Origin of the sequence: Clostridium sp. UBA1056 (genome assembly GCA_002316385.1) — a bacterium.
In the GTDB taxonomy this organism is placed as follows: Bacteria; Bacillota; Clostridia; order Clostridiales; family Clostridiaceae; genus Clostridium_J.
The window spans coordinates 49436-72477 of the sequence record DCDL01000060.1 but is presented as its reverse complement, the minus strand read 5'-3'; the positions used below and the strand labels follow the sequence as shown (position 1 = coordinate 72477).

The 23042-nt window shown below is 32.4% G+C and carries 27 protein-coding genes and 1 pseudogene; 2 read left to right on the top strand and 26 right to left on the bottom strand.

The annotated features are described in order from the left end of the window. Window positions 1-76 precede the first annotated feature (76 nt). From B3W71_RS16885 to B3W71_RS16820, 14 genes are all read right to left on the bottom strand, one after another. The gene (locus tag B3W71_RS16885) at window positions 77-2020 is read right to left on the bottom strand and encodes a vWA domain-containing protein (protein WP_346890104.1); all 1944 of its coding nucleotides are present in this window, start codon (window positions 2018-2020) and stop codon (window positions 77-79) included. 14 nt (window positions 2021-2034) lie between these two features. Further along, window positions 2035-3270: a hypothetical protein gene (locus B3W71_RS16880; RefSeq protein ID WP_346890103.1), complete on the bottom strand. Its 1236-nt coding sequence runs from the start codon at window positions 3268-3270 to the stop codon at window positions 2035-2037. Then, window positions 3267-5378 (bottom strand): hypothetical protein, encoded by a 2112-nt coding sequence (locus B3W71_RS16875; RefSeq protein WP_346890102.1) that lies wholly within the window; start codon window positions 5376-5378, stop codon window positions 3267-3269. The genes B3W71_RS16880 and B3W71_RS16875 overlap by 4 nt, the downstream gene beginning before the upstream one ends. Before the next feature lie 140 nt (window positions 5379-5518). Then, window positions 5519-7312, bottom strand: a complete 1794-nt coding sequence (locus B3W71_RS16870) for an oleate hydratase (protein ID WP_346890101.1) — start codon at window positions 7310-7312, stop codon at window positions 5519-5521. A 283-nt stretch (window positions 7313-7595) separates the two neighbouring features. Continuing rightward, complete coding sequence (locus B3W71_RS16865) at window positions 7596-8165, bottom strand: TetR/AcrR family transcriptional regulator C-terminal domain-containing protein (RefSeq protein WP_346890100.1); 570 nt, start codon at window positions 8163-8165, stop codon at window positions 7596-7598. Window positions 8166-8319: 154 nt separating this feature from the next. After that, window positions 8320-8472: a hypothetical protein gene (locus B3W71_RS16860; RefSeq protein ID WP_346890099.1), complete on the bottom strand. Its 153-nt coding sequence runs from the start codon at window positions 8470-8472 to the stop codon at window positions 8320-8322. Window positions 8473-8688: 216 nt separating this feature from the next. Further along, window positions 8689-9198 (bottom strand): hypothetical protein, encoded by a 510-nt coding sequence (locus tag B3W71_RS16855; RefSeq protein WP_346890098.1) that lies wholly within the window; start codon window positions 9196-9198, stop codon window positions 8689-8691. 54 nt (window positions 9199-9252) lie between these two features. Further along, window positions 9253-9546, bottom strand: a complete 294-nt coding sequence (locus tag B3W71_RS16850) for a hypothetical protein (RefSeq protein WP_346890097.1) — start codon at window positions 9544-9546, stop codon at window positions 9253-9255. Between the two features lie 148 nt (window positions 9547-9694). Further along, window positions 9695-10387 (bottom strand): L,D-transpeptidase family protein, encoded by a 693-nt coding sequence (locus tag B3W71_RS16845; protein ID WP_346890096.1) that lies wholly within the window; start codon window positions 10385-10387, stop codon window positions 9695-9697. 269 nt (window positions 10388-10656) lie between these two features. Further along, window positions 10657-10860: a RusA family crossover junction endodeoxyribonuclease gene (locus tag B3W71_RS16840; protein WP_346890095.1), complete on the bottom strand. Its 204-nt coding sequence runs from the start codon at window positions 10858-10860 to the stop codon at window positions 10657-10659. Between the two features lie 176 nt (window positions 10861-11036). Further along, entirely contained in the window at window positions 11037-11204 is a 168-nt protein-coding gene (locus B3W71_RS16835; RefSeq protein WP_346890094.1) for a hypothetical protein, read from the bottom strand. Continuing rightward, window positions 11198-11923 (bottom strand): MBL fold metallo-hydrolase, encoded by a 726-nt coding sequence (locus tag B3W71_RS16830; RefSeq protein ID WP_346890093.1) that lies wholly within the window; start codon window positions 11921-11923, stop codon window positions 11198-11200. Before B3W71_RS16830 ends, B3W71_RS16835 begins: the two co-directional genes overlap by 7 nt. Beyond that, window positions 11916-12119, bottom strand: coding sequence for a hypothetical protein (locus tag B3W71_RS16825; RefSeq protein ID WP_346890092.1), 204 nt, complete (start codon window positions 12117-12119; stop codon window positions 11916-11918). Before B3W71_RS16825 ends, B3W71_RS16830 begins: the two co-directional genes overlap by 8 nt. A gap of 253 nt (window positions 12120-12372) precedes the next feature. After that, on the bottom strand, window positions 12373-12639 hold the full coding sequence (locus B3W71_RS16820; RefSeq protein WP_346890150.1) for a DUF1351 domain-containing protein: 267 nt from the start codon (window positions 12637-12639) through the stop codon (window positions 12373-12375). Between the two features lie 37 nt (window positions 12640-12676). Here B3W71_RS16820 and B3W71_RS19325 point away from each other — a divergent pair, with 37 nt between their 5' ends. Both B3W71_RS19325 and B3W71_RS16815 read left to right on the top strand, forming a co-directional pair. Then, window positions 12677-12841, top strand: a complete 165-nt coding sequence (locus tag B3W71_RS19325) for a hypothetical protein (RefSeq protein ID WP_414632045.1) — start codon at window positions 12677-12679, stop codon at window positions 12839-12841. A gap of 166 nt (window positions 12842-13007) precedes the next feature. Further along, a complete protein-coding gene (locus B3W71_RS16815; RefSeq protein WP_346890091.1) occupies window positions 13008-13352 on the top strand; it encodes an Arm DNA-binding domain-containing protein in 345 nt (114 codons plus the stop codon). 616 nt (window positions 13353-13968) lie between these two features. On the opposite strand, the gene B3W71_RS16810 is transcribed toward B3W71_RS16815, so the two are convergent. The 12 genes and pseudogenes from B3W71_RS16810 to B3W71_RS16755 form a co-directional block, all read right to left on the bottom strand. Further along, window positions 13969-14505 (bottom strand): GNAT family protein, encoded by a 537-nt coding sequence (locus B3W71_RS16810; RefSeq protein WP_346890090.1) that lies wholly within the window; start codon window positions 14503-14505, stop codon window positions 13969-13971. 13 nt (window positions 14506-14518) lie between these two features. Then, window positions 14519-15115 carry a TetR/AcrR family transcriptional regulator gene (locus B3W71_RS16805; protein ID WP_346890089.1) on the bottom strand — a complete coding sequence of 199 codons (597 nt, stop codon included), beginning with the start codon at window positions 15113-15115 and terminating at the stop codon, window positions 14519-14521. 194 nt (window positions 15116-15309) lie between these two features. Next, entirely contained in the window at window positions 15310-16104 is a 795-nt protein-coding gene (locus B3W71_RS16800; RefSeq protein WP_346890088.1) for an epoxyqueuosine reductase, read from the bottom strand. 25 nt (window positions 16105-16129) lie between these two features. Further along, a pseudogene (locus tag B3W71_RS16795) lies at window positions 16130-16315 on the bottom strand (methylated DNA-protein cysteine methyltransferase); the annotation flags it as partial. Window positions 16316-16578: 263 nt separating this feature from the next. Continuing rightward, window positions 16579-17172, bottom strand: a complete 594-nt coding sequence (locus B3W71_RS16790) for a sugar O-acetyltransferase (RefSeq protein WP_346890087.1) — start codon at window positions 17170-17172, stop codon at window positions 16579-16581. Beyond that, window positions 17172-17318: a hypothetical protein gene (locus tag B3W71_RS16785; protein WP_346890086.1), complete on the bottom strand. Its 147-nt coding sequence runs from the start codon at window positions 17316-17318 to the stop codon at window positions 17172-17174. The genes B3W71_RS16790 and B3W71_RS16785 overlap by 1 nt, the downstream gene beginning before the upstream one ends. 70 nt (window positions 17319-17388) lie before the next feature. Beyond that, window positions 17389-17958, bottom strand: a complete 570-nt coding sequence (locus tag B3W71_RS16780; RefSeq protein WP_346890085.1) for a GNAT family N-acetyltransferase — start codon at window positions 17956-17958, stop codon at window positions 17389-17391. A gap of 614 nt (window positions 17959-18572) precedes the next feature. Next, window positions 18573-18977, bottom strand: coding sequence for a cytidine deaminase (locus B3W71_RS16775; RefSeq protein WP_346890084.1), 405 nt, complete (start codon window positions 18975-18977; stop codon window positions 18573-18575). A 210-nt stretch (window positions 18978-19187) separates the two neighbouring features. Continuing rightward, window positions 19188-19709, bottom strand: a complete 522-nt coding sequence (locus B3W71_RS16770) for a dihydrofolate reductase family protein (protein ID WP_346890083.1) — start codon at window positions 19707-19709, stop codon at window positions 19188-19190. A gap of 521 nt (window positions 19710-20230) precedes the next feature. Continuing rightward, a complete protein-coding gene (locus tag B3W71_RS16765) occupies window positions 20231-21172 on the bottom strand; it encodes a DMT family transporter (RefSeq protein ID WP_346890082.1) in 942 nt (313 codons plus the stop codon). Between the two features lie 228 nt (window positions 21173-21400). Continuing rightward, on the bottom strand, window positions 21401-21802 hold the full coding sequence (locus B3W71_RS16760; RefSeq protein ID WP_346890081.1) for an RrF2 family transcriptional regulator: 402 nt from the start codon (window positions 21800-21802) through the stop codon (window positions 21401-21403). 154 nt (window positions 21803-21956) lie between these two features. Then, the gene (locus tag B3W71_RS16755; protein ID WP_346890080.1) at window positions 21957-22235 is read right to left on the bottom strand and encodes an MATE family efflux transporter; all 279 of its coding nucleotides are present in this window, start codon (window positions 22233-22235) and stop codon (window positions 21957-21959) included. Window positions 22236-23042: the final 807 nt, after the last annotated feature.

Below are 23042 nucleotides of genomic sequence, written 5' to 3'. Positions count from 1 at the left end.
CCAAAAGTGACTTTGGAGATATTATCTCTTATAAATTGATGGATTAACATGCGAGTTGGATTTTACGCTTGCTCAACTAATTATTAAAAATAGACTGCATATTTTTTCTTACTGCCTTTATCAGTTCTTCTGGTAGTTTTTCTACTTGTTCTCCAATCATTACTCCATGTGGTTGTTTATATCCTTCATTCCATACGAAGTTAAAGATTTTTTCATTTGTTTCGCTATTTTTTCCTATTTGAAATGCATAGACCTCAACATTTTTAGATAATAATTCTTGTACAGCTTCTTTTGATGATCCTGGAAAACTTGATGCACCATCTGTAACTTCAAAGACTATCTTTATTTGTTTCCCTTTCTTAAGTTGACTTTCCTGTATGGGCGTAATTTTATTAGATATTTCCCTAAGGCAGCTTGCATCATCTGTTGCCCCATCTGTTGCATTTAGCTTTACGATTGAGCGAATTATATCGCTTTTCTCTTTTTCACTCACATTTTTATCATTAAATTCTTTAACATTATAATACTTACTGCCAAAAAACCAAGTTTCGCTTAAAACTTCTACTTTCTGATTCAATTGCTCTGCATTACTTTTCAAATATCTATTAAAATCATCTATAGACAGCAAGGTCACTGCCAAAGCTTTTCTAGCTGCCTCAATTTTTGACGGATTCATTGATCCTGAATTATCTATCACAAAGGAAATCTCTATTCTTTCAGGCAATATATCTGCTCGAGTCTCTAGTAAGTATCTATTGAAAATTGGAAGATTTTTATAATTTGCCTTTTTTTCAGCTTCTACAAAATCTGGATAAAAACTAATAAAACTATCCACATCTAGTTTTCCCTTTATTTGGCCATCTTTTTTTACGCTTACTTCTTTTTTTGCGTCCCCTATTAACTTTTTCCAAAATTGACGCATTTGTTCTCTTTCTAATTTCATTTTATTTGAATAAAATTCAAACAATTCTTGATCTGATTGGCTAATCCCATAGGTCTCTAAATCTACCTTGCCTTGCATGGCATTTTGTATACTCTCACTTATTTGATCTTGCTGATGCATCATTTCTTCTAAAATCTTTTCTACTTCTTCTTGAGTAGATTCTAGTGAATCTGGCATCTCATCTGACTTTGACTGTTCAAAATGATTTTCACTTCCTTTAACCTGCTCTTCTTTCTGTCCTTTTGATTTATAAAACATCATTTCATCAATTTCTTGTTTCCATAACTGCTCAAAAGTTGGATAGATAAAGGAACGAATGAATGGATCTCTCTCTCTAATTCCTTGATCATTATTTATCTGTCTAATTAATTGATAATGAATAAAATCAAAAAAAGGCTGATTAAAAATTTTTCTATCAAAGGGATTTTCAACACATTCTTCAATTTTAGGCTCTATTTTATATAATTCAATAATAAAAAAGCTATTTGAAAAAGCTCTATGCCTAGGCATTTGAGAAATTGACTCAATAGTCTTACCTGTTTTTTTCATATATGAAACAATTTTTTTAAAGTTTTCTTCATCCCTATATATAGGGCACATCTGCAAAACTCTTAGAAATGATGCCTGTTTATCCAATAGATGTAACAAATCAAAAATTTCTTTTCTTACATAATTAGAAATAATTTTAGGCTTATATGCACGGTCATTTTCCAATCCTTCTTTTTTTATCCTAGCCATAATATAACTTGTCATGTGATCAGTTTCTTTCTGCCAATCTTTTTTTCTATTCAAATATTTTTTAGTTTGTTTTTTCCAATCAGAATATAAAGCTAGCTCATAATAGATATGCCACATGATTTGATTGTCATCTAACTTTCTATCTAGAAAACTTTCCAAGGGTAAGTACAAAACTCCTTTGGAAGGATTTAATATAAATCTTTGTAGTTTTGAATCAGGAATATACATCAAACTAGAATCCCCTGTAAATGTGGCTAATGAGCGTTGTTCTTTTTGTAGAAATTCTTCGCAATGTTTTTTAGATTCTTCAATTAGTGTTTGTTCATCAAAGTTAAACATACTCATTCCTCCTATTAATACAGCGGCAGATTCCACAAGTCTTTTGGTGTATCAATTCGATCAATGTGTAGCAGATTTAATTTACCTTCTATATCCATCAGCAGATATTTTGAAACATCTAATTTAAGGACATTAGTAAAAAATATATCTTTAATCGTTACATCTTCATTCAGATACCAATTTCCAAAATTTTCTTCAAGTAAGTATATGATTCCATCTTCACTTAAAACTATAGCTGTACCACTTTTAGATTGAACATCAAACAAATTACCTTTTAAATCATTCAATTCTATTTTTATATTTTTTGAGTCTTCATATAAAGGAAATATCTTAAGATGCCCTTTATTGCCTGCCACTATAAGGGAATCCTTATTACCATTTTCATCCTCTAACCATCTAATTTGCCTTATCTCATCATTTAGAAAATTAATTTTTTCTGTAATAGTAAATTGTTTGTTATCATATTTAATAAAATATAATTCTCCCGTCTTTGTTCCAACTACAAAATAATCGTCATTCATTTTTTCTAGTACAGTCCAATTTGGAATAGTGCAATATATATCTTTATGAAAAAGCAAACAATATTCATCATTTTCTTTTATTATTTCAAATAAATTTAGCTTTTCATCTCCATTTTCCACTACAAGTAAACCATCTCTAATTGCTAAACATCTTCCAAATCCATTAAAATCATGATTTGTTTGAACCCTTTTAACTTTAATCTCTCCATTAACATTAGGCAGCTTATCAAAATTATCACTTGAAATTAAATAGCATCCTCCTCTTACTCCTAAGAGCAAAATTTCTTTGTCATTTAATTTGTACATAAATGAAATTGTCTCTTTTATTTCTTTAATAGGATGACTCCACTCTCCTTCAATTTGATTATGATCAGAAAAATCATCTACAACATCTATATAAAAAAATTGAACTTTTCTATCTATATTACTTGTAATAAAAAGGTTTTTATTAATCCTCAATTCAGTTTGTAAAAAACTATCAAAACTAAAAGCTCCCAATTGCTTTATCGGATTTATACTCATTGAAGTCTTCTTAATATCATTTGCATAAACCCGATAATATGGAATTAAATTAGTCAATAACTCTTCTTCTATTTTTAAAAGTTTGTTTAATTGTTCTTTAAAGCCATCATCTAAAATTCCATTTCTTTGGCATTCATTCAGCTTTTCTCTTAGCTCTTTAACTTGGCTCCTAAAATCCTTTTCGTCTACCGACAAATTTATTTTCATTTTTCTTCTCCATTACCTTCTAAGTATTCGAGTAAATCTTTTGAATGCTCTAAGTGAGATAATTGTTGGTCTAGCTTTTGATACTCTGCCGCATCAATTCGCGATGAATCATCAATAGCAGCTTCAAAAGTTTCTTTTAGTCCTTTTGGTAAAGTTTTTCTCCGAGTTCCTTTCCCAAATATCAGATGAACTACATCTAGATAGCTTAAAGTTTCTGTTAATGGTCGGACATAGTTATATGGACGAGTACGAATTTCGTCATATGTTGTAGTTGCTTCTCCTATACCTTTTGACTCAACCTTCCATCCTTCTCCCATAGGAAAAAACCCAAAACGTACTGCCTGTGAGAGAATATAGTTTTGGTCATCAGGATAAGTGATTGAACTAATAAAGCCATCCCACAAAGCTTTGCTTAGGTCTTTTTCTTCTCCTCCATTCCAATTATTTAAAACGTGCAAAATATTACGAATTGATAATACAGACTCCCTTAGCTCTAGTTCATCCATTCCGCAATCTTTTTGAGCTTCGTCATCTTTCCATTTACCTATAAAAACATTTTGAGTAACTCTGCACAATTGAGAAAATCTAAACAATTCTTCTAATGCTCTTTTGGAATTAGGAAGATGGATATTTCCATTTTTATCAGCTAATCGTGCTATTATTATTCTAAAAAGTTCATTTCTTTCTGGGAACTCTTGGTCTTCTAAGGAACCAATTGTCTTTTGAGGTACATAGTTATATTCAATGGTCACGAAACGTGATTTAAATGCTGGATTTAACTCGTTGGTTCCTTCATAATTGACCATTTGACTTGACAGGTTTCCTGTACCAATAAATCCAAATCCAGGCTTAATCAAAACAGGACCAACTCCTGTGACATAAGCTGTATCTCCCGCATGACGTTGCAGAATATCATTTAAAGCAATTAAGTTTTGCATGGCAATTGTATTTAATTCATCTACGATTACAGGGCGGCCTTCTTTTACTGCAATCAAAATTTCTCTTTCTATTTTTTTGATTTCAGTACCAAAAGCACTATTACTTGCTACCAATAAATCAGAAAAACTTTTCCATATTTGAATCTTAAGTTGTAACTGTTCTTCATCAGTCATCTTCTCTAGTCTAGTTCTGTGCTCATCCATCCACTCATAAAAATCTCCTATAATCATGTTCAGATAATCCGCAAAAGATCCTTGGGAGAAACTGTGTTTGAGAGACAAAGTTTTCTCTACAAACATATCTTCATAAGTTAAATTGTGAGAGCCAGATATAAATAGTGGTTGTAAAGATTCTATTTCCTCTTTACTTCCATTAGTTAAAATATTTTTATAGTGTAGTTTTCTTTCTTCATTAAATTCTCCAAATTTTTCAATAGCATCACTTTCTGTGGCATTTGGATTTCTAGAAAACCAATCCTCCATCTTATCTTCTAATTCTATTTGTATTCTATTTTGAATAGTAAAATCTAAGGCTGCTTCAGTTGCTAATTGTGTTTTTCCACTTCCCAAATGTCCTACAATATACACAGGAGCACCTAAATTCAACGAATCTATTACTTTTTGTTTTGCTTCAACTACATAAGGTACAGTTACCAAACGCTGCTGATGTTGGGTTTCTATATCACTTATCAATTGGCGTTTATGATAAAATTCCCATGCTTCTGGAGAATTTTCTAGAATTGTCTCTAACTCTTTTTCCAATTTTTCTATGCAATCAACTCGATATCTTGTAGCTGAATTACTGCCATAATGACTATAATTATTACTCTCGCTGTTGACCCTTCTTTCCCAACGAAGAAAAAACTTTTCATATTCAATTAAATTTTCAATTTCTTGTATCTTTTTGCCCTTGTTTTCCGTTTCTTCTTCCACATAAGTTTTATATTTTTCGTAATAAACATTGTTTCTTTTAGAATCTAGAGGAATTTCATAATCCCTCTCTTCAAGTCTTCGAAAAGCTTTAAAAAACGTCCCTTGCTCTTCTATTTTTTTATTATCTTCGTATTCCGATGATTTTAAGGCTTCTTTTCGTAAATCATCTTCATACCAGCTTTGCATTTCTCCTATAGTAGGAATATAACCTTGCTTTAGATCTGTTTTTTCTTTCACAGAAGTTTCCTCCTTTGCATGATGTTCTATTATATTATTAATATACCAAGCAGCCATATAAATAATAACTATATATAAATTAAAATCCCGATTTTTTTAAAATTCGGGATTTCAATCAAATTATCTAACTATAAATGTCATTAAATAATTCCATATTCTTTTAATAATTTTTCAACGTCTGTTCCTGCTACTTGTTTTAAAACTTTACGTTTAGCCATTGGTGGTAAATCAAGTTTTGGTTTTTCTCCATCTAATAAGCATACACCTGCGCTTAATAAATAACGGATGTCATATCTTGAACCAAATACCTCAGGAACTCCTTTTTCAACTCCAGTTAAAACATATACTGCTTCCATAGCTGTACGTCCTGAATATTCTATAGTAAATACAGTATCACGGCCTGGATCATCTAATGTTTCAGCAAATTGCCCAAGGAAAGCAAAGTTTACTCCATTCTTTGGTACAACATATGGACGATCTCCAGCTGCACGAGGCATAAACATAGATGTAATAAATGGCATCATAACAGGAACTGCAGTACATGATCCTGCTAATTCTTCAATTTCATCTGTAGGAACGCCTATATGATATAACCATTCTTTTGTGATTTCCTTACCAGTACAATCTCTCATAGGTTTCTTAATATAATCTCCTGGAACATCAGAGAATAAACCATATACCCAAACAACAACGTCTTTTTCAGGCTGTCCATAATATTGTTCTTGACGGTTTATCGTCCAACTCATCAGCCATGAAGAGTCAAGAGCTGAAACTATTCCTCCTGTTACAGTACGTCCGCCATATGGTGAACGTTTTGTGATTTTTTCAATGTACTCAGGAACACGTTCATCATGACAAGTTACTGTACAAGATTCCCAATTAGATTTTTCTGTATGTGTACAGAATTTATCTGGTCTTCCAAATTCATCTGATTGAGATGCTATATTTCTCCATAACTTCCAGCATCCTTCTGGCTCTCTATTAAATGGTGCAGGAGTATTGTCATCACCATATCCTGAACTTTCAGTCATAGAACCATTAGTGATAAACACTAAGTCGTTTTCTGTTAAATCAATAGATATATCTTTTCCAGTTTTATCTGTTGCAACTATTTTCTTTGCAACCTTTTTATCATTTGAAATTGAGAATTCAACATTATCAACAGTAACTCCATATTCGAATTTAGCACCATGGTCTTCTAAATATTTAACCATAGGTTTTACAAATGAAGTGTATTGATCATGTTTTGAAAATTGTAGTGCAGAAAGATTTGGCAATCCGTCAACATGGTGAATGAAACGATTCATATATAATTTCATCTCTAAAGCACTATGCCAGTTTTCAAAAGCGAACATTGTTCTCCAATATGTCCAGAAATCAGTGTTTAAAAGCTCTTCAGAAAAAATATCTTCAATAGCTTTATCTTCAAGTTCTTCATCTGGCATATTTACAAAAGCAGCTAATTCTTTTGCTAAGTCTTGACCCAAATTGAATTTTCCATTGTCATAACGCTCACCTTGATTTTTAGTAATACGACAATTGCTAAAGTTTGGATCATCGTAGTTTGTATAATAAAAATGATCTAAAACAGTCATATTAGGATCTTCTGTAGATGGTAATGAACTAAATAAGCTCCATAAAACTTCAAAACAATGACCCATTTCACGTCCGCCACGTGCTACATATCCAGCATTCTGACGAACTTGACCGTCTAAAGATCCACCAGGAATATCTAATTGTTCTAAGAAAGTAATCTTGCTACCATCCATATGAGCATCACGAATTAAAAAGCAACCAGCAGCCAAAGCACCAATTCCAGTACCAATTAAATAAGCTTTTTTATCTTCAATTCCTTCAGGCTTTCTTGCATTTACTAAAGCATGATAACTTCCATTTGTAAGCGTAAGTCTATCATCATGTGTCTTTATTTTCATTTCATATCCCTCTTTCTTATTTTTTTATATTTTCCTAAATCTTGCCATTACATTTAGAGTTTTTCTATGTTCACTCTACTAGTATTAATAAGTCCTCCCTTAATTTTGTAGATACTTATTATCTGTAAGATTTCTATAAATCTATGATATAGTTTTTTTGTGTCTTTTTCATTAGATAAATAAACTGCGGTGTTCGAAATTCGAACACCGCAGTTTATTTGCTTTATTTTTAGGCATTGAGGTTAAAATGTCTGACAAAAAAGGAGTCTCCTATTCCTTTTTACTAAACATGATTTAAACCAGCACTTCGCTTAAGGGATAGCTCAATGTTTCCATCGAAGAGGTATCCGATTCGTCTGATGATAGTATCCGGGTCCTCCTTCATTCCAGCAGCAATCCAGCGTAGTACCATTTCAGTGAGGGCACATTGATAAAAGGAGGCAATCAGCTTTTTATCTCCTGAAGAGGCTGAGATACCATCTCTCACTCTTTCAACATACCGAATCATGACATTTCCTGATACATTATATATATAGTTCACTAATTCTTCCCTCTGCATGGAATTATATACATGATAAATGGCTGTTTTGTTTTCTAAAGCAAATTTAGCAGCCACAATAAAACTCTCCTCCCAGGAAAGTGTATCATTATATTCATCAATGACTGTCTGAAGTTCTGTTTGAAAGATCTCTGACAGAAGTGCATATACATCTGTGTAGTAATAATAAAAAGTATTTCTGTTAATCTCACATGCTGTAGCAATATCCTTAACTGTGATTTTGCTAAGTGGACGCTCATTCAGCATCTTTATGAATACCTCACGAATCATTTTTCTGGTATATTGCTGTGCCAAGTCGCCACCTCCTTAACGCTTTATCTATATTCAAAATTATAACATATGATAAGTTATTTTTAAATAATCCATCATATTTAGCATCTGACGAGAAAGGTGAGTATGAAATAATAATATTAACAGATATTCTTGAAATAACAGTAAACCTTTCAGCCTACTTTTTAGATTCCTCACTATTAGTTATTTTCTTTAGTTCTCTGATTGTTTCATTAGCAGTAATTAAACCTATTAAAGATCTCCCTATTCTTTTAATGAGTTGTTTTAATCTATGCTTATACATTAATTCTATTCTTTTTTTGGTTGCCATAAATCCTTAGCTGTATTTTTTCTTGGTATCATTTTACCACCTCTAAAAATGGGTATAAGAAAAGCACCTACTGCTTAATTTAAAAAGTAAGTGCTTACTATTCCATATCAATTATTACTTCAGTGTTCAAACTGGACATAAATAATATAAATCCCATAACTGGTCATAATCTGTTGAATCCTTTTATTTAGATAGCGATTTATGAAAAATCGCACCTTACACATTTACATCAAACACGGCACCACCACAATGTACCGAGGTACTCTTTAATCCTTCATAGTTTCCAGCCTCATCTGCCGTACAAACTTGCAGCTTATCTTTGCAGTCACTGTCCTCAGAAAGTTGTTTATATTCATGAGGATTGTTCTTGGGGAAACACATCATAATTGACCTGGCATAAAGCGCCGAATCATGTTTTATCAAATACTGATGGTCTGCCTGTGGGACTTTGTCGCCCCCTGAAATCCGTCTTGCAATCTCTAAACAAGTTACCAGAACTTTTAATTTTTCTTTTTCTGCTTTAGCCTGCTTACTAGAAATTTTCAATTGTTGATTCATTGCCTCCAGATAGCCTTCTTTCTCATTTTTCCGTTCTTTCATGGTTTCTTTAGCTGGTTGCTCTTTTTTCATTGCTGAGAGAATAATCTCTCTCTTTGTTTTTTCAGGCTGATTGGCCAAATTCTGGTTAACAATATAGCGATAGGGATTTCCATACTCAATACGCATTTGCTTTGCCCTCCTCATACTCCATAATTTTCCTGTAGCTTTGTTTTAATTTGTCTACAAGAGCGAATGCTCATTCTTTGTAATGCTCTGACTTAATATTGCTGATGTCGATTTCAAAAACTTAAATACTTCATACTCAATTTTATTTAGAGTAACAAATCCTTCCCTTTTGCCAGGATAAAAGTGTCCATTATTAGTTATGTATGATCTACCATTAACAACAAATTCTTCCTTATCATGATTATACAATCCTTTTTTTATATCTTCAATATCTTTGTTATAGTCACCATTAGGTAATATTATAGTATTTTTATCCTTAGCGACTGATTTTAAATCTAGAATCAACATTAACTAATAATATTCTCATTTTCCCTCCTCGTCTGGAGGTACAGCCGTACATTTTATCTAGAATTACTCCGATTTATTTTTCTTTATTTATTAATTTTAGTTGAGTTGTCTAATATTCAGAAATTGATATTAATCTCTGTTATATATTTTAGTCTATTAGTTCTATTCCAAGTTTTTCATAAAATTCTTTATCTATATAATGGCTATTTTCAAGATTATTGTCTTTTCTAAATTTTATTACATATCGTTTCATATCCTCTCCATATATACCATCTAAATCTTTTGGATAATAACCTTTATCTTTCATTTTTCTTTGTACCTCTAAAATATCTGAACCTCTATCTCCAGGCTTTAAAGTTATTAATCCATCCTCGAATGGTCCATTTGGACCTGCATATATTGCTACTATCATTCCAGACTCTACATACTCATATAATTCTTCAATATTTTTATTAAACATTCTGATACAACCATGGGAAGCTTCTGAACCAATTGTTCCTGGTCTATTTGTTCCATGAATTCCAAATTTGCCCCAAGGTACATTCAACTCAATCCATCTAGTTCCAAATCCTCCACTCCATTTGGCCATCCTAACTACTTTCCATGTACCTGTTGGAGAAGGTGTTTCTGGTTTACCACTAGCTATACTGTATTCTTTTAAAATTATATTTTTCTCTTTGTCTATTAAATAAAGTTTTTCTTCACCAATATCCACTAATATTGCAAGATTTTCATCACAATCGTTCTTTGAAGTTGCTTTCACTGTATATACATTTATGATAAATATAAAAATAATTATGCTTACAAAAAAAACATTTCTTAGAAACCTTTTCTTTTTCAATTATTGCACCTCATTTCATGTAATGTCTTTTATAGTATGCCACCTAATCATTTTTATATTAAAATAGTTTTTATACATTATTCTCTTTTCAACGTTTTATGATTTATTTCATGTCTATTATTGAAATTGATAATTTATTTTCGTATCAAAAGATGATCTTAAGTATACCCTTTTATTAAATTATGTATCATTTTCCAATCTCAATTATGATTACATCCGTTTCAGCATTAGGTTTTTCTGCAGATATTCCAAGTCTTCTCTAATCCCTTTTAGCCTTTTTTAGTACAACTCTTAGGTGCTTTGTGAAAAACAATTATATTTGCTTTTATAGTCCCGTTAAGATGCATTCCTTCTTGTTGCTGGTAGCAAAATCCTATCCAATTTTCATAGCTAACACTATCTTGCGATGTCATAGCATGTCCGTTATAAAATCTTGGTCTGGCTTTTCCTTTAATCTTGCCTTCAACTATCATCATAGTAGTTTCCTCTTAAACTATAAACTTTCTATTGCCTTCTACTGTGTATTCATAAACTCTTATACCTTTCACAATGATGATATTAGGAGATGGAAGACTTTCGATAAGGAGTATTTTTTCATCACTCTCCTAAGCTTTTTTCAATTCCACAAGTTTTGCATATCCTTCTAGTCTTAATCAATAATTTCTACCTCCTCAAAGGTGTATATCTCAGCCGAGAAATCTCGAGAATGTAAGTAGCTTTTTAACATGTAATACTTGCAATCTTGCAATTCAGGACTATAGAAAGCTCTATCACCTATGGCCTTAAGCCAGTTTTGACCTGTTCTGATTTTTACCATTCTAATACAACCCCTTTTTCCGCTATATTAATCATCTTTCCTGTGGTTGCTTCAATTTCTCTTTTAAATAGGTCCTTATCTCCATTTCTCTCACTAAGATGTAGCAATGTAATGTCTTTAGTATTAGTTAAATCCCACGTTTTTAAGATTTCTTTTAAGTTTTCTAAAGACATATGGCTCCTAACAACTCTTTCTAAACCTTGCTTATCTTCTGCATTTAGTAAAATATCCTCAGCATAGTTACATTCAATTAAAATATGATCTATATCACTGAACCTATATTTCATTTTGAATGTATCTGTAGCGAATAATATCTTCCCTATACTTGGATGCAATATTAAATATCCAACACAAGGGCAATAATCTCCATTAGATTCACTATGATAATTTTTAAAAGGCATTATTTTAAAGCCTCCGACATTGTTAATAGCTTTAGTTTCTAATACTTTTATTCTTTCTGTATTCCCTCCTAAAGAGGTTTTTATATGATTAGGAGTATAAACATTAACTTCTAATGGTAACCCTTTATAATAAGCCTTTGAGTGGTCTTTGTGATGATGTGAAATTAAACAATAAATGTTATCATAAGGCTCTTTTTCTATTTCCTTTTTAATATTTGTCCATGCCACCCCACATTCTAGGAGTAGGATTTCTTTTCTTATCCTTAGGACGTAGCAGTTACCTCTGCTATTGCTACCTAGCACTGTCAATTTAGCCATATTGTTGAACCTTTCTTTGAGCAACAACTCCATATTTGTAGTTGTTTGTTTTTAGAAAATTACTTAATTCCATAAACTTCTCCTTATCAGCCTCTGCTATAAACTTAATAGCTATTTGTGAAGAATTTTGAATTTCTTCGTGTATTTCAGTTGTTGCATTTTCTACAACCATTTCATTTTTGACCCCATTTTTCATAGCTTCAACTCTTGCCTTTTCCTCTGCAATTGACCTAGCTTTTGCAATTTTTTCTGATTTTATTCTTTCCTCTTATCTTATTCTCTCTTCTTTTTTTCTTCTTTGCTCTGCTATGAGTCTTTCTTTCTCTGCTTTTTCTGTACTTCTAATTAATTCAGCTGACCTATTAATCTCGCTAACAACCTGTGCTACATTGTAACCACTATCTATTACTTAAAAATCCTCTGCTTTCAATTTGGTATTTATAGTAGCATTAGCACCTTCTACAGTGGCAATAATAGTAGCTTTTAAAATTTGTTCCTGTTCCATTGCTTGGTCCTGTTATTCTTTTAACTTCTATATCCTCTTTGATACTTTTTAGAGTAGCCGTTAAATTTGTATAACTATCTAGTACATTTAATTGCCTTGCAAACTTCTCTTCTAATCCATATTCCTTGATAGTTTCTGCAATATTTTTTTCAGCACATTGCAATTTCCTATTTCCAGCCTTATCGTTAAATATTTCTATACCTTCTTTGATAGGAACTTCAACTTTATAAACTAATAAAATTATTCATATGAATTCTAGATTAAATGATATAGATAAGTTTTATACATGTGCACACGAATTATGCCATGCAATATTTCACTATAAATCTAATGTTCTATTTCTTGAAAAAATACTCTTCTATCAACTAATAAATATGAAATTGAGGCTGATACCTTTGCTACTGAGTTACTAATTGACGATAGCCCTTCAAATTGGTATGAAGATTTTTCTCTTCAGGTTGTAGCTAATTGTGAAGGTATTGATTCTAAATATTTAAAACCTAAATTTGACTTAATTTAAATTAAGTATATATTTTTTTAGTTTCACGCGAACATATGTGTGTTAAAGGAGATGTTATTATGCAAGGTGGAACTCGTAAACGTGGCTCTATATGGAGTTACTATTTTAACCTTGGAATGGTTGATTGTAAAAGAAAAAGAAGAGAGAACAGAGGCTTTAAAACTAATAAAGAAGCTCAAGAGGCTTTAAGAATCGCTTTAAATGAATATGAAATATGTGGTAGTGTTGTAGATGAAAGCAATATAACAACCATTGATTATTTTGATTATTGGTACAAAGAATATGTTCTGATAAATTGTAAATACAATACACAAGAACACTATAAAAGAGTAATAAAAAACTACATAAAGCTATACTTAGGTGTATATAAACTTAAGTCACTAACTCCAGCTATATTACAATAATTTATAAACCAAAAAGACCTAAGTGAATTATCTTAATCTAGCATAGATAATTTTCATAGAGTACTTTCTGGAGCATTTAAATCAGCAGTATATCCTTATCAATTTATAAAAGAAAATCCTAAATGAAGATGGTTTCATCAATCTCACCCCCTTTCTGTCGTGAAAGAAAGTAAGCGATGGCTTTTTTGCTCTCTTTCGTACCAAGTCCCGACATAAGAGGGCTTTCAGTTGCATGAATAGTAAAAGCTTTATAAAAAATTTCAGGCAATAAAAAAGCACACAAACAGACTGTTATAGCTGTCCATGTACTTTAGTTGGCTCTATAAAGAATTGGTTATTCGTAAGAACAAGGTAATTTATTATAAAATAAATGAAGCAGATGATTACGTAAAATAAATCATGCTAGCTCCCTTCTTTAGAGTCGCCATTTCATTGTTTCGCTATATACCATCCGTAAATTGTAGGACAAAATAAGACCGCACCTTTGATAATTATTTTCAAAACTGTCGTTAACCTTTAAGGTAATTCTTACCATAGAATATCACTATCAAAAGATTATTTTTAATACATCATTTAGTTGTTTTCACAAAAAACTAAGTGATAAACATCTAAATTATTAGGCAAGAGATGCTTTATATTCATTCTTCAAAATGCTCATAATGACAATATCATGCCAACTTCCATTGCGATAGAGTGCCTGACGTAATTCTCCTTCATGTATAAAACCCATTTTTTCATAAAGCTTTATGCCTCTTTTATTGAACGAAAATACTTGCAAATATACTCGATGCAAATTTAACTCATTAAATGCAAACTCTAGTATCAAAGAAATAGCAGCTGTACCGATTCCTTTTCCCCACATCTCTTTTACTCCGATATCAATAATACACTCAGCAGAGCGATTCTTATAATCTATATTTATCAAAGAAATGATGCCGACTGCTTGATTAGTTTCTTTATACTCAATAATATAACCCTTAGCATTAGATTGAGTGGCTATTGCTGAGACGTATTTTTCTGTTTCTTCCAAAGTATATATATCGAGTTGTGGACTAGTACTTTGCATAACCTCTATATCGTTACGCCAATTATGATAGGTAGAATAATCATTTAAAGAAATTTTTCGTAATCTTATCACTTTATTTTCAAACATTATATGCGCCTCCTTAAGATAGAGAATTCTCTATCGTTTTTTCTATTAGACCTAGTATTTCTAAGAGATTAAAACTAGAAGAATACTGATAGTAATGATGCAACATAACGCCATCAATCAATGCAATAAGTAATTCAGCAAAGGAATTTACATCAATTCGGTTTTTAAATTCACCTGTTTTAATTCCCATCTTAATGACTAGTTGAATGTCTTGTGCAAGTTTTTCATGTCTTTCTCGTAAGTATGGAACTTTTGAAACATCGTGTGAAAGAAAGAATTCTGATTTTGCACGTACTAAGCAGGTTTCTCTATTTTGTGTTGACATTCCTATTTTTTGAACCCAGTTTTTTATTTGAGGCAATAACGGTTCATCAGGATTAGGGATTAAAAATCGGTTATGTGATGAAGAATCATCATATTTTAATGCAGCTATAAAAACAGAGTCAATATTTTCAAAGTGCGCGTATAATCCACCCCTTGATACTTTTGCCTCATCCATAATATCTTTCATTGTGGCATTCGAATAACCTTTTTGGAAAAAAACGTTAACGGCTGCCTTAGCTATTCTATTTTTTCGATCTTCTAGGTATTTCTCAGTTACCTGTGGCATCAAATAAACCTCCTTGTAAAATAGACACTAGTGTATATTTTAGTGTAAGGTAATATAATCGGTTTGTCAATATTATGACTCAATAATCTTCCAGTTAGTTCCGTCATTCTTCAATCACAGGGAACACTGATATTGCATTTTGCGCAGCCATACCGCGGAGCCAATTTTGATGGAATTTCCCTTACATGAGGCAATTATACCGCCGGATTCTTAGATTCACAGGGTACACTGATACTACATTTGGCACAGCCATACCGAGGGGCAAATCTTGACAGAATTTCTCTGCCGATATATTCTTCACAAATTTTATTATCCTTACCTTTATCAGTAATAGCAAGAGGCGGACATCTACGCATGCAGGCCCCACATTTTCCCTGTGTGAGATATAAGCAATACTCATCGTAACTTTTGTAAATCCGCTTTGTAGGTGTAAGCTCCAGTGTGGTGACCACGCTACCTAAACGTCCAGCTGTTCCCTTTTCTGTGATGAGCGCCCGATGAAGTCCAAATGTTCCAAGACCAGCTGCATATGCAACATGTCGTTCGGACCAATTTGAAATTCGATTTACAACTTTAAACCGGGGATCAAGACAAGGTGCAACAGCATCGGCACTCATTTGCTTCAACATTTCAATCAGAAAAGATCGAACCTCATTATTAAAAACTTCACCATCGATTCTGGCGGATACCCATTCTTCAGAAGGAAGACCCGGTGCCCGGTTCGTATCGCACACTTCCTTTGTGAACGGAAGAAAATATGAAATCACTGATTTCGCACCCGGCAGCCATTCCTGTGGAAGAACAAAATCTGGTCCGACAATACCGAGCTCACGAAATTTCTGAAAGAAAGGATCGTCTGCAGAAGCAATGCCCATAAGAGGCATGTCATACATTTTCATTTCATCGTGAGCGGCAAGCGCGTTGTGTAGGCTCATTTCGATAAACTCAGATAATCTTGTTTTGATAATGTTATCTTGATTCTCATTCATTTTTAACTCCTCCATCCGCATATGCATTGGTTTTAGCAAAAAAATATCTTATTGCTCCAACTGTAATAACCTTACCTTTAGGAATTTACTTCATAGTTTTGTTGTATTCAATAGATGGAGCAAAAAACATTCTACTCCCACCATACTTTTTAATACTCTCCTCGTCAGTTACGGTTTGGATTTTCGGCATATCTTTATTGTTTTGCAGCATATCATTGAAATCTTTATTTTGTTCATTTGCCTATGTTGTATAGCCTATTAGACACTTTAAGTGCTCTTGAAATAAAAATAATTCTCAATTATTCTCTACAAGTACCAAAGGGGAACCGACTTTACCATCAAGCCTCTTTATCAATTTTTATAGTTGCTTGTAATTCCTTATCATAATACCAGACATGTTATATTCCCTCCAATTGATTCAAGGTAACCTCTTATATTTTCTACAATGAAATACTCCTTGCATACTCAGAAAAATTACTTTTCATCCTTCCAGTACCTTTTTTTGTCCTCTTCGGTAATTTTTCTTATGACTTTACAAGGGTTTCCTACAGCTATCACTCCTGACGGAATGTCTTTTGTCACTATGCTTCCTGCACCAATGACAACATCATCCCCAATATTAATGCCAGGCAAAACAATCACTCCTGCACCGAACCAAACACTGTTTCCAACTTTTATTTGGTGAGCAAACTCTAAGCCCGCGTTTCTTTGCTCCGAATCAAGAGGATGTCCGGCCGTTGAAAAGCAGCAATTAGGAGCAATAAAAACGTTATTCCCAAAGGTTACCTTGGCACCATCTAAAATAATACAGTTGTGATTAGTATAGAAGTTGTTTCCAATCTCGATATTGTAGCCATAATCACAATAAAACGGAGCAGTTATATAAAAAGCCTCTCCTGTCTTACCTAACAGCTTAGATATAATCGCTTTTTGATTTTCTGAATCAGATGGTCTTAATTGATTATATTCAAAACAAAGATCCTTGGCTTTTTCTCGTTCCTTAACGATTTCTTCATTATAGTTAGCATCATATAGAAAACCATTCTGCATTTTTTCTCTTTCAGTCACTAGTATAATTCTCCTTTCCTATTCAACTTCATTTGAACCATGCCATCTAGAAAATATTCTTCCATGTTTAATATAAACTCGAATTTTGGAATATATTCAGCAGGAATTGTTTTTGGACAATTTAATCGTAATTTATCAATTTCCATTTCATTCAAACTCTCCGGAGTATGGTATAATACAAGGTGTTTGTTTTCCATCTCTGATAAGCCGCAATGCTTATAACCTATATTTGTTGTTGAGTATATAATAGATTTCATTGTCAATCCAACTACCGTCTTCTATAATAAATTTTTCTCTAACACATTCAAATTTGAATCCTGCAGAGAGAACAACCTTTTTTGATATATCGTTATCTTTATTAATGTGTGCTTCCAAACGATGAAAATTTAGGTCCTCAAATCCAATTTGGACAATCGCACGAATAGCCTCTTTTGCATATCCTTGTTGCCAAAATTGATTAAAAATCGTATATCCTATTCGTGCATATTGAAAATCTTCTCTCATATGAGTGGTTATATCACAATATCCAACTGATGCACCATTAATTTTAGAAAAAATATTTAGCATATAACTGTAATCTTTTTTACCAAGTTCCTCACGCTCTTTTAGTTTGTTTTTAAACCATTCCTCTGTTAAAAAAGATGTATCAAACCACCCATCATCAAACTTTGTTTTAGATAGTGCTTGTCCATTAAATCCCTCAAGCCATATTTTGTAATCGTCCATATTTAATGGTCGTATTTGTAGTCGATTAGTTTCCTTGCAAGTGTCCAAATATTTAATCATCTAAACCTCCCAAACTAATATAAATTCGTTTTATAATCGATGTTTTCTATATTCAAATTCCTGTTTTGTTTCCATATATAAATCCAAGTTATAGGCGGTTTACTTCAGAATTTGCTCATTTTGTACAGCTATTTTTTCTTTCTACCACATACCGATTGCAAATTTTTCAAGTCCAGCTTTCTTATAATATGAGACTAAGCTCTCTTCACAGAAAAATTGTATATGTAAATTATTTTTAAGACAATGTGCCATTAATCTTCTACTTATTTCTGTTCCGATTCCACGATTTCTAAAATGAGAATCAACGCCTAACCCTCATAAATAAGCATTAATAATCCCCCTGAAACAATCCTGCCTGTTGCAACAAGTTTATTTCCACCGTACACATAAATAGAATACCAGCTTTGCTTCATTGCAATTAATAACTGTCCCGGGGACAGCTCTAAAAATCATTCCATCAAAGATTATCATAAAGCGCATATAAATCTTCTTTTGCCGGGAACCTCGTTGTATATCTTAGCTCCATAAACTGCCTCCTCTTATATAAGCCTTATTAAATTCCTGTTTTTACACCAATTAGTCTGCTCAACTTACTAGAATTTGTTTATCAACGTTTATAAATTAAATCTGTCATATCCCCACCAATCTGGAATGAGCTCTTTTAATTTAACCGTTTTTTTAGTTTCAAGATCAAGCAGAATTTCAATCTCACCGCTTTCACGGTCTAATTGCATCATATATTCTCTGCAAGCACCACAGGGGGAACCAACTTTACCGTCGGGCATTACCGCTACGACTTTAGCTATTTGGCTTTCTCCATTTGTAATCATGTTAGCAATCGCATTTCTCTCCGCACACATTCCTAGAGTACTCGCGGTGTCAATACAAACACCAACATAAATATTACCTCTCTTAGTTAAAATTGCAGCAGCAACGCCACCGGCTTCTATGAATGGAGAAATCTCTCTTCCATTCTGAACTATTCTAGCTTCTTTATACATTTCTTCCCAAATGTCCATAATCCTATCACTCCTTCAAGCCAAAACTACCACTTGGCTAATTTAAAAATCTTGACTACAGCATTTTATTGCGATAAAACTTATGCTTTATAGTCCCAATTTTTTTTATTTACAATTTCAAATTCCTTTTTCTTATTATTATTACTTCAACGTCTAAAGATATGGATTTTTCTTTGGCGTGTTGATTGACTATCAACACGCCGGTTCCTTTTATCGTTTTGAGTAATGAAACACAGCAATTCCATTATTAATGGTGTATTTATCAAGATGAAGCTGTATTGTCGGGTTGTTTCCTAAAAATAGAGGGCGGCCTTTTCCAAGTATCGTTGGAATGATTCCCACAATATATTCGTCAATAGCATTGGCCTTAACAAAGTGATCTATCAGACCACCACCACCGAACAGAAATATATTTTTACCACTGTTCTTTTCTTTTTCAAATATGCTGACAATATCACCACGGATAAAACGGATATTCCCTTCATCTTCTTTCTCTTCATTTGTAGCTACATAAACCATTTTTGTTGGATACTCTTTAGCAAAACCCTGATCATAGCAGTTTTTTCCCATAACAACAATATCAATACCCACAAGAAACTCTTCAAACTCACTTCTTTCGGCTGTATCAATAGCTGTATCACCTTGCCCCTCAATCCAATCAAAGCCGCCGCTTTCATCAGCAATATATCCGTCAATGCTGATGGCTAAATTCATGATAATTTTTCCACTCATTTTATCTTCTCCTTTATAAATTCTTTCAAGTACTTTCCGGTTAAACTGTTTTTGTTTTCAGCAATCTACTGCGGCATTCCCCGTGCAACAACCCTGCCGCCAGATGTACCACCCTCGGGCCAATGTCGATGATATAGTCGCTCTGTGAAATTATTTCCAAAGCGTGCTCAATCACAAACACCGAGCTGTTCCTTGCAATCAATCTGCGTAGTAGTTTCAGTAACCAATCAATATCCAAAGGGTGCAGTCCCGTGGTGGGTTCATCTAACAAATAAAGCGTGTGCCCCTAGCTGGATTTCCCCATCTCTTTGGACAGCTTAATGCGCTGACACTCACCGCTCGATATGGTGATTGTAGACTTCCCTAGCTTAAGATAATCCAACCCTACGTCGCAAAGAGTTTGCAGTCGCCCTGCAATTTCTTTATGCTCTGAAAAAAAGTGAGGTTATCCAACACTGTTGCTTCCAATTTTCTTGTAAGATCGTTTTAAATTATCTATGGGGATATGGCACAGAAGATTACTAGAACTTAACAAACATTATTCCAATAATAGTCAATACTAGAGCGGCAATTCTTCTACTATCAATTTTTCTTTTTTGTAAATTAAACATTCCAAACTGATCGATTGTTAATGCCATAATCATTTGTCCCAATATAAAAATCATGGTAGTTAAAACCGATCCAAGTACAGGTAATATAATAATGTTACCTGTTAGAATAAATATGCCAAATATACCTCCTATATATACCCAAATAGGAATGCGATTTTTTTGAGTGTCATACAAAGGAAACTCTAAGCGACGTTGGGTAATCAATATCAAAATTAGTAAGATAATGGCGCCAACGAAAAAAGAAATAAAGGCAGCTCCTAAAATCGAACCTGTTGCAACACGAAGTTTTCCATTAATTGCGGTTTGTAATGGTGGTAAAAACCCAGCTAAAACCCCTAAAATTATCCAAGTAATTTTACTATCCTTTTTCTCTTCTTCTGAGGCCGTAGTTAAATCTCTTTTCTTTTTAGGTTGAACCAATGAAATAGCTAAAATCATAATGATAGTCCCGATTGTTCTAGTAATACTAATAGGATTAGCTGGTACACCAAACCACCAAAAGTGATCAATTAGAATTCCTACAACCATTTGCCCAGTTACAGTTATTATTGTTGTAACTGAAGCCCCAAGTTTTGAAAAAAGAATGATATTAGCCACATTAAAACCAACGCCGGCTATTGCTCCACCGATAAAAATATACAATGGATATGAAAAATCAATCCCTACACTTATTCCTGCAGGATCTACTATTAAATTTATAATGAGTAGTATCACTGATCCTAAAGAAAATGCGATAAATGAAGCTGTTAAAGGTGTTTTTGAATAAGAGCTTAAACGAGCACTTATAGATGCCTGAATAGGGAAAAACATTCCTATAATTATACCCATAATTAAGTAAAGTGTGATTTGCATAAACTTGTCTCCTTTTATTTTTTACTTTTATTTTTAAATTATAATGATTAAGATTAAAATTATTTTCTGAAATACCAATCAAAGATTAGTCTTTTTATCTAACTATCAAAATATGGACAGTTAAATAGATTTTCCATAATATTGCCTTATATCAATAATCAATAAAATTTATAATTAAAGACTTTAAAGACTCTTTATATCTTTAATTAATTTAAAAATAAGAGTGGATTATGAATCCACAGATATTTTCTTGACAAGATCTGATACTTTTCGATTCTTTAACTCTTCCTCCATTTTTTCCTCCGCCGAAAGCATTACTTTTTTTATAACGCATTCTGAATAAGAATCTAAACAGCAATCAAATAAAGATGATTTACCTTCAATAGCATGTATGATGTCCAAGAATGAAATATCTTCCCAATTTTGACTAAGTGAATAACCTCCATTGACACCTGAAGAAGAATTAATCATTCCTTCCTTAACTAACTTAGTCAATATTTTGGACAAATACGTCGGAGAAACTTTTTGTTTTTCTGCTAACTCCTGTACACTCACAAGCTTATTTGGTGTATCCATTGCAAGAAAAAGCATGGTGTGAAGGGCATAATTTGTAGCTTTTGAATACTTCATAATGTATAACTCACCTCCAATAAAAGACTTAATGTATCTATAATAGCTTTAATGGTATCATTTGTCAAACAGTTTTTTATTTATTATATAACTTAGTGTCAAGTTAAAATAGATTTGCGCCTTTGGAAGTTCAAACAAATGCTTAAAGAAGGAGTTATATCTGCGAAATGTCCATGGCTACATTTGGAAACGAGATGGTAGGTGGATTCGTAATATCAATACTTTCACTATCTAAATCAGAAAAGCCTAGTGTAAACATTTTAAATATAGGTTCTCTAGCAAATATAAGTATGAGGTTTGCAAGTGTTCCTATAATGCCAACTAATTTAATTCCTTTATAATATACTTTTTCTACCTTATCATAATTTCTAGCACCATAATTTTGCCCTATAAATACTTGTATTAATAAGAAAAATCTTCTGCCATCCTCCACATATAGCATCTATTTGTGAGCCTATAGATTGTACAGCTACTAGTGTCAATCCCTATTTAGCTAATATTTTTACCAAAACTATAGATATGTATATAAGGGTTTGTAATTGTAAAAATCCGAAAGCCCCAACTTGAATATCCTCTTAATATAATCCCTCTTTGGTAATTTTAAAATATGTAAGTAGGAAAATAATAGTTTATTTTTTCTTGATGCTAATATAAATATTAAAGTAATCACAATCCGGGCAGCTATGGTATCTAATGCCGCCCCTTTTATACTCATTTTAGGGAATGATCCAATCCCCAAGATTAAGACAGAATCTAAAACTACATTAGTAACTAAAATAAAACCCTTCTAATTTCGCAATCTTCGTAGTTTCTTTAAATACTTCAAGAATAGCACCCGTACATTATATATTTCAGGTTCAGGCGCAATACCAATACTTAATTATTTTGACAACAAATAACATTTTTCACGATTGGTACTCTTCCTTCAATAACCATATTTTTTCATTTTCTCCTTCGTAATAAAGTTATAATTCTACCATTATTTTAATATTGGTATATTTTTCTTAAAAGTATATAAAAAATTATTTTAAACTTTCTTCTTATATGTAATATATTACAGTCATTCTGATATAGATTTTTTAAATACAAAACCAGTCAAAGTGACTCTACATTTCTTTTAGCATTTTAAAATAAGAAAGCTTGATTTCAAATAAGAATTTCTGTGTAAAATAAAACAATCACCTCTCTATGACTGACCTGCTCATATAGTCAAATCCTAGGGAGATGATTGCATTTATAA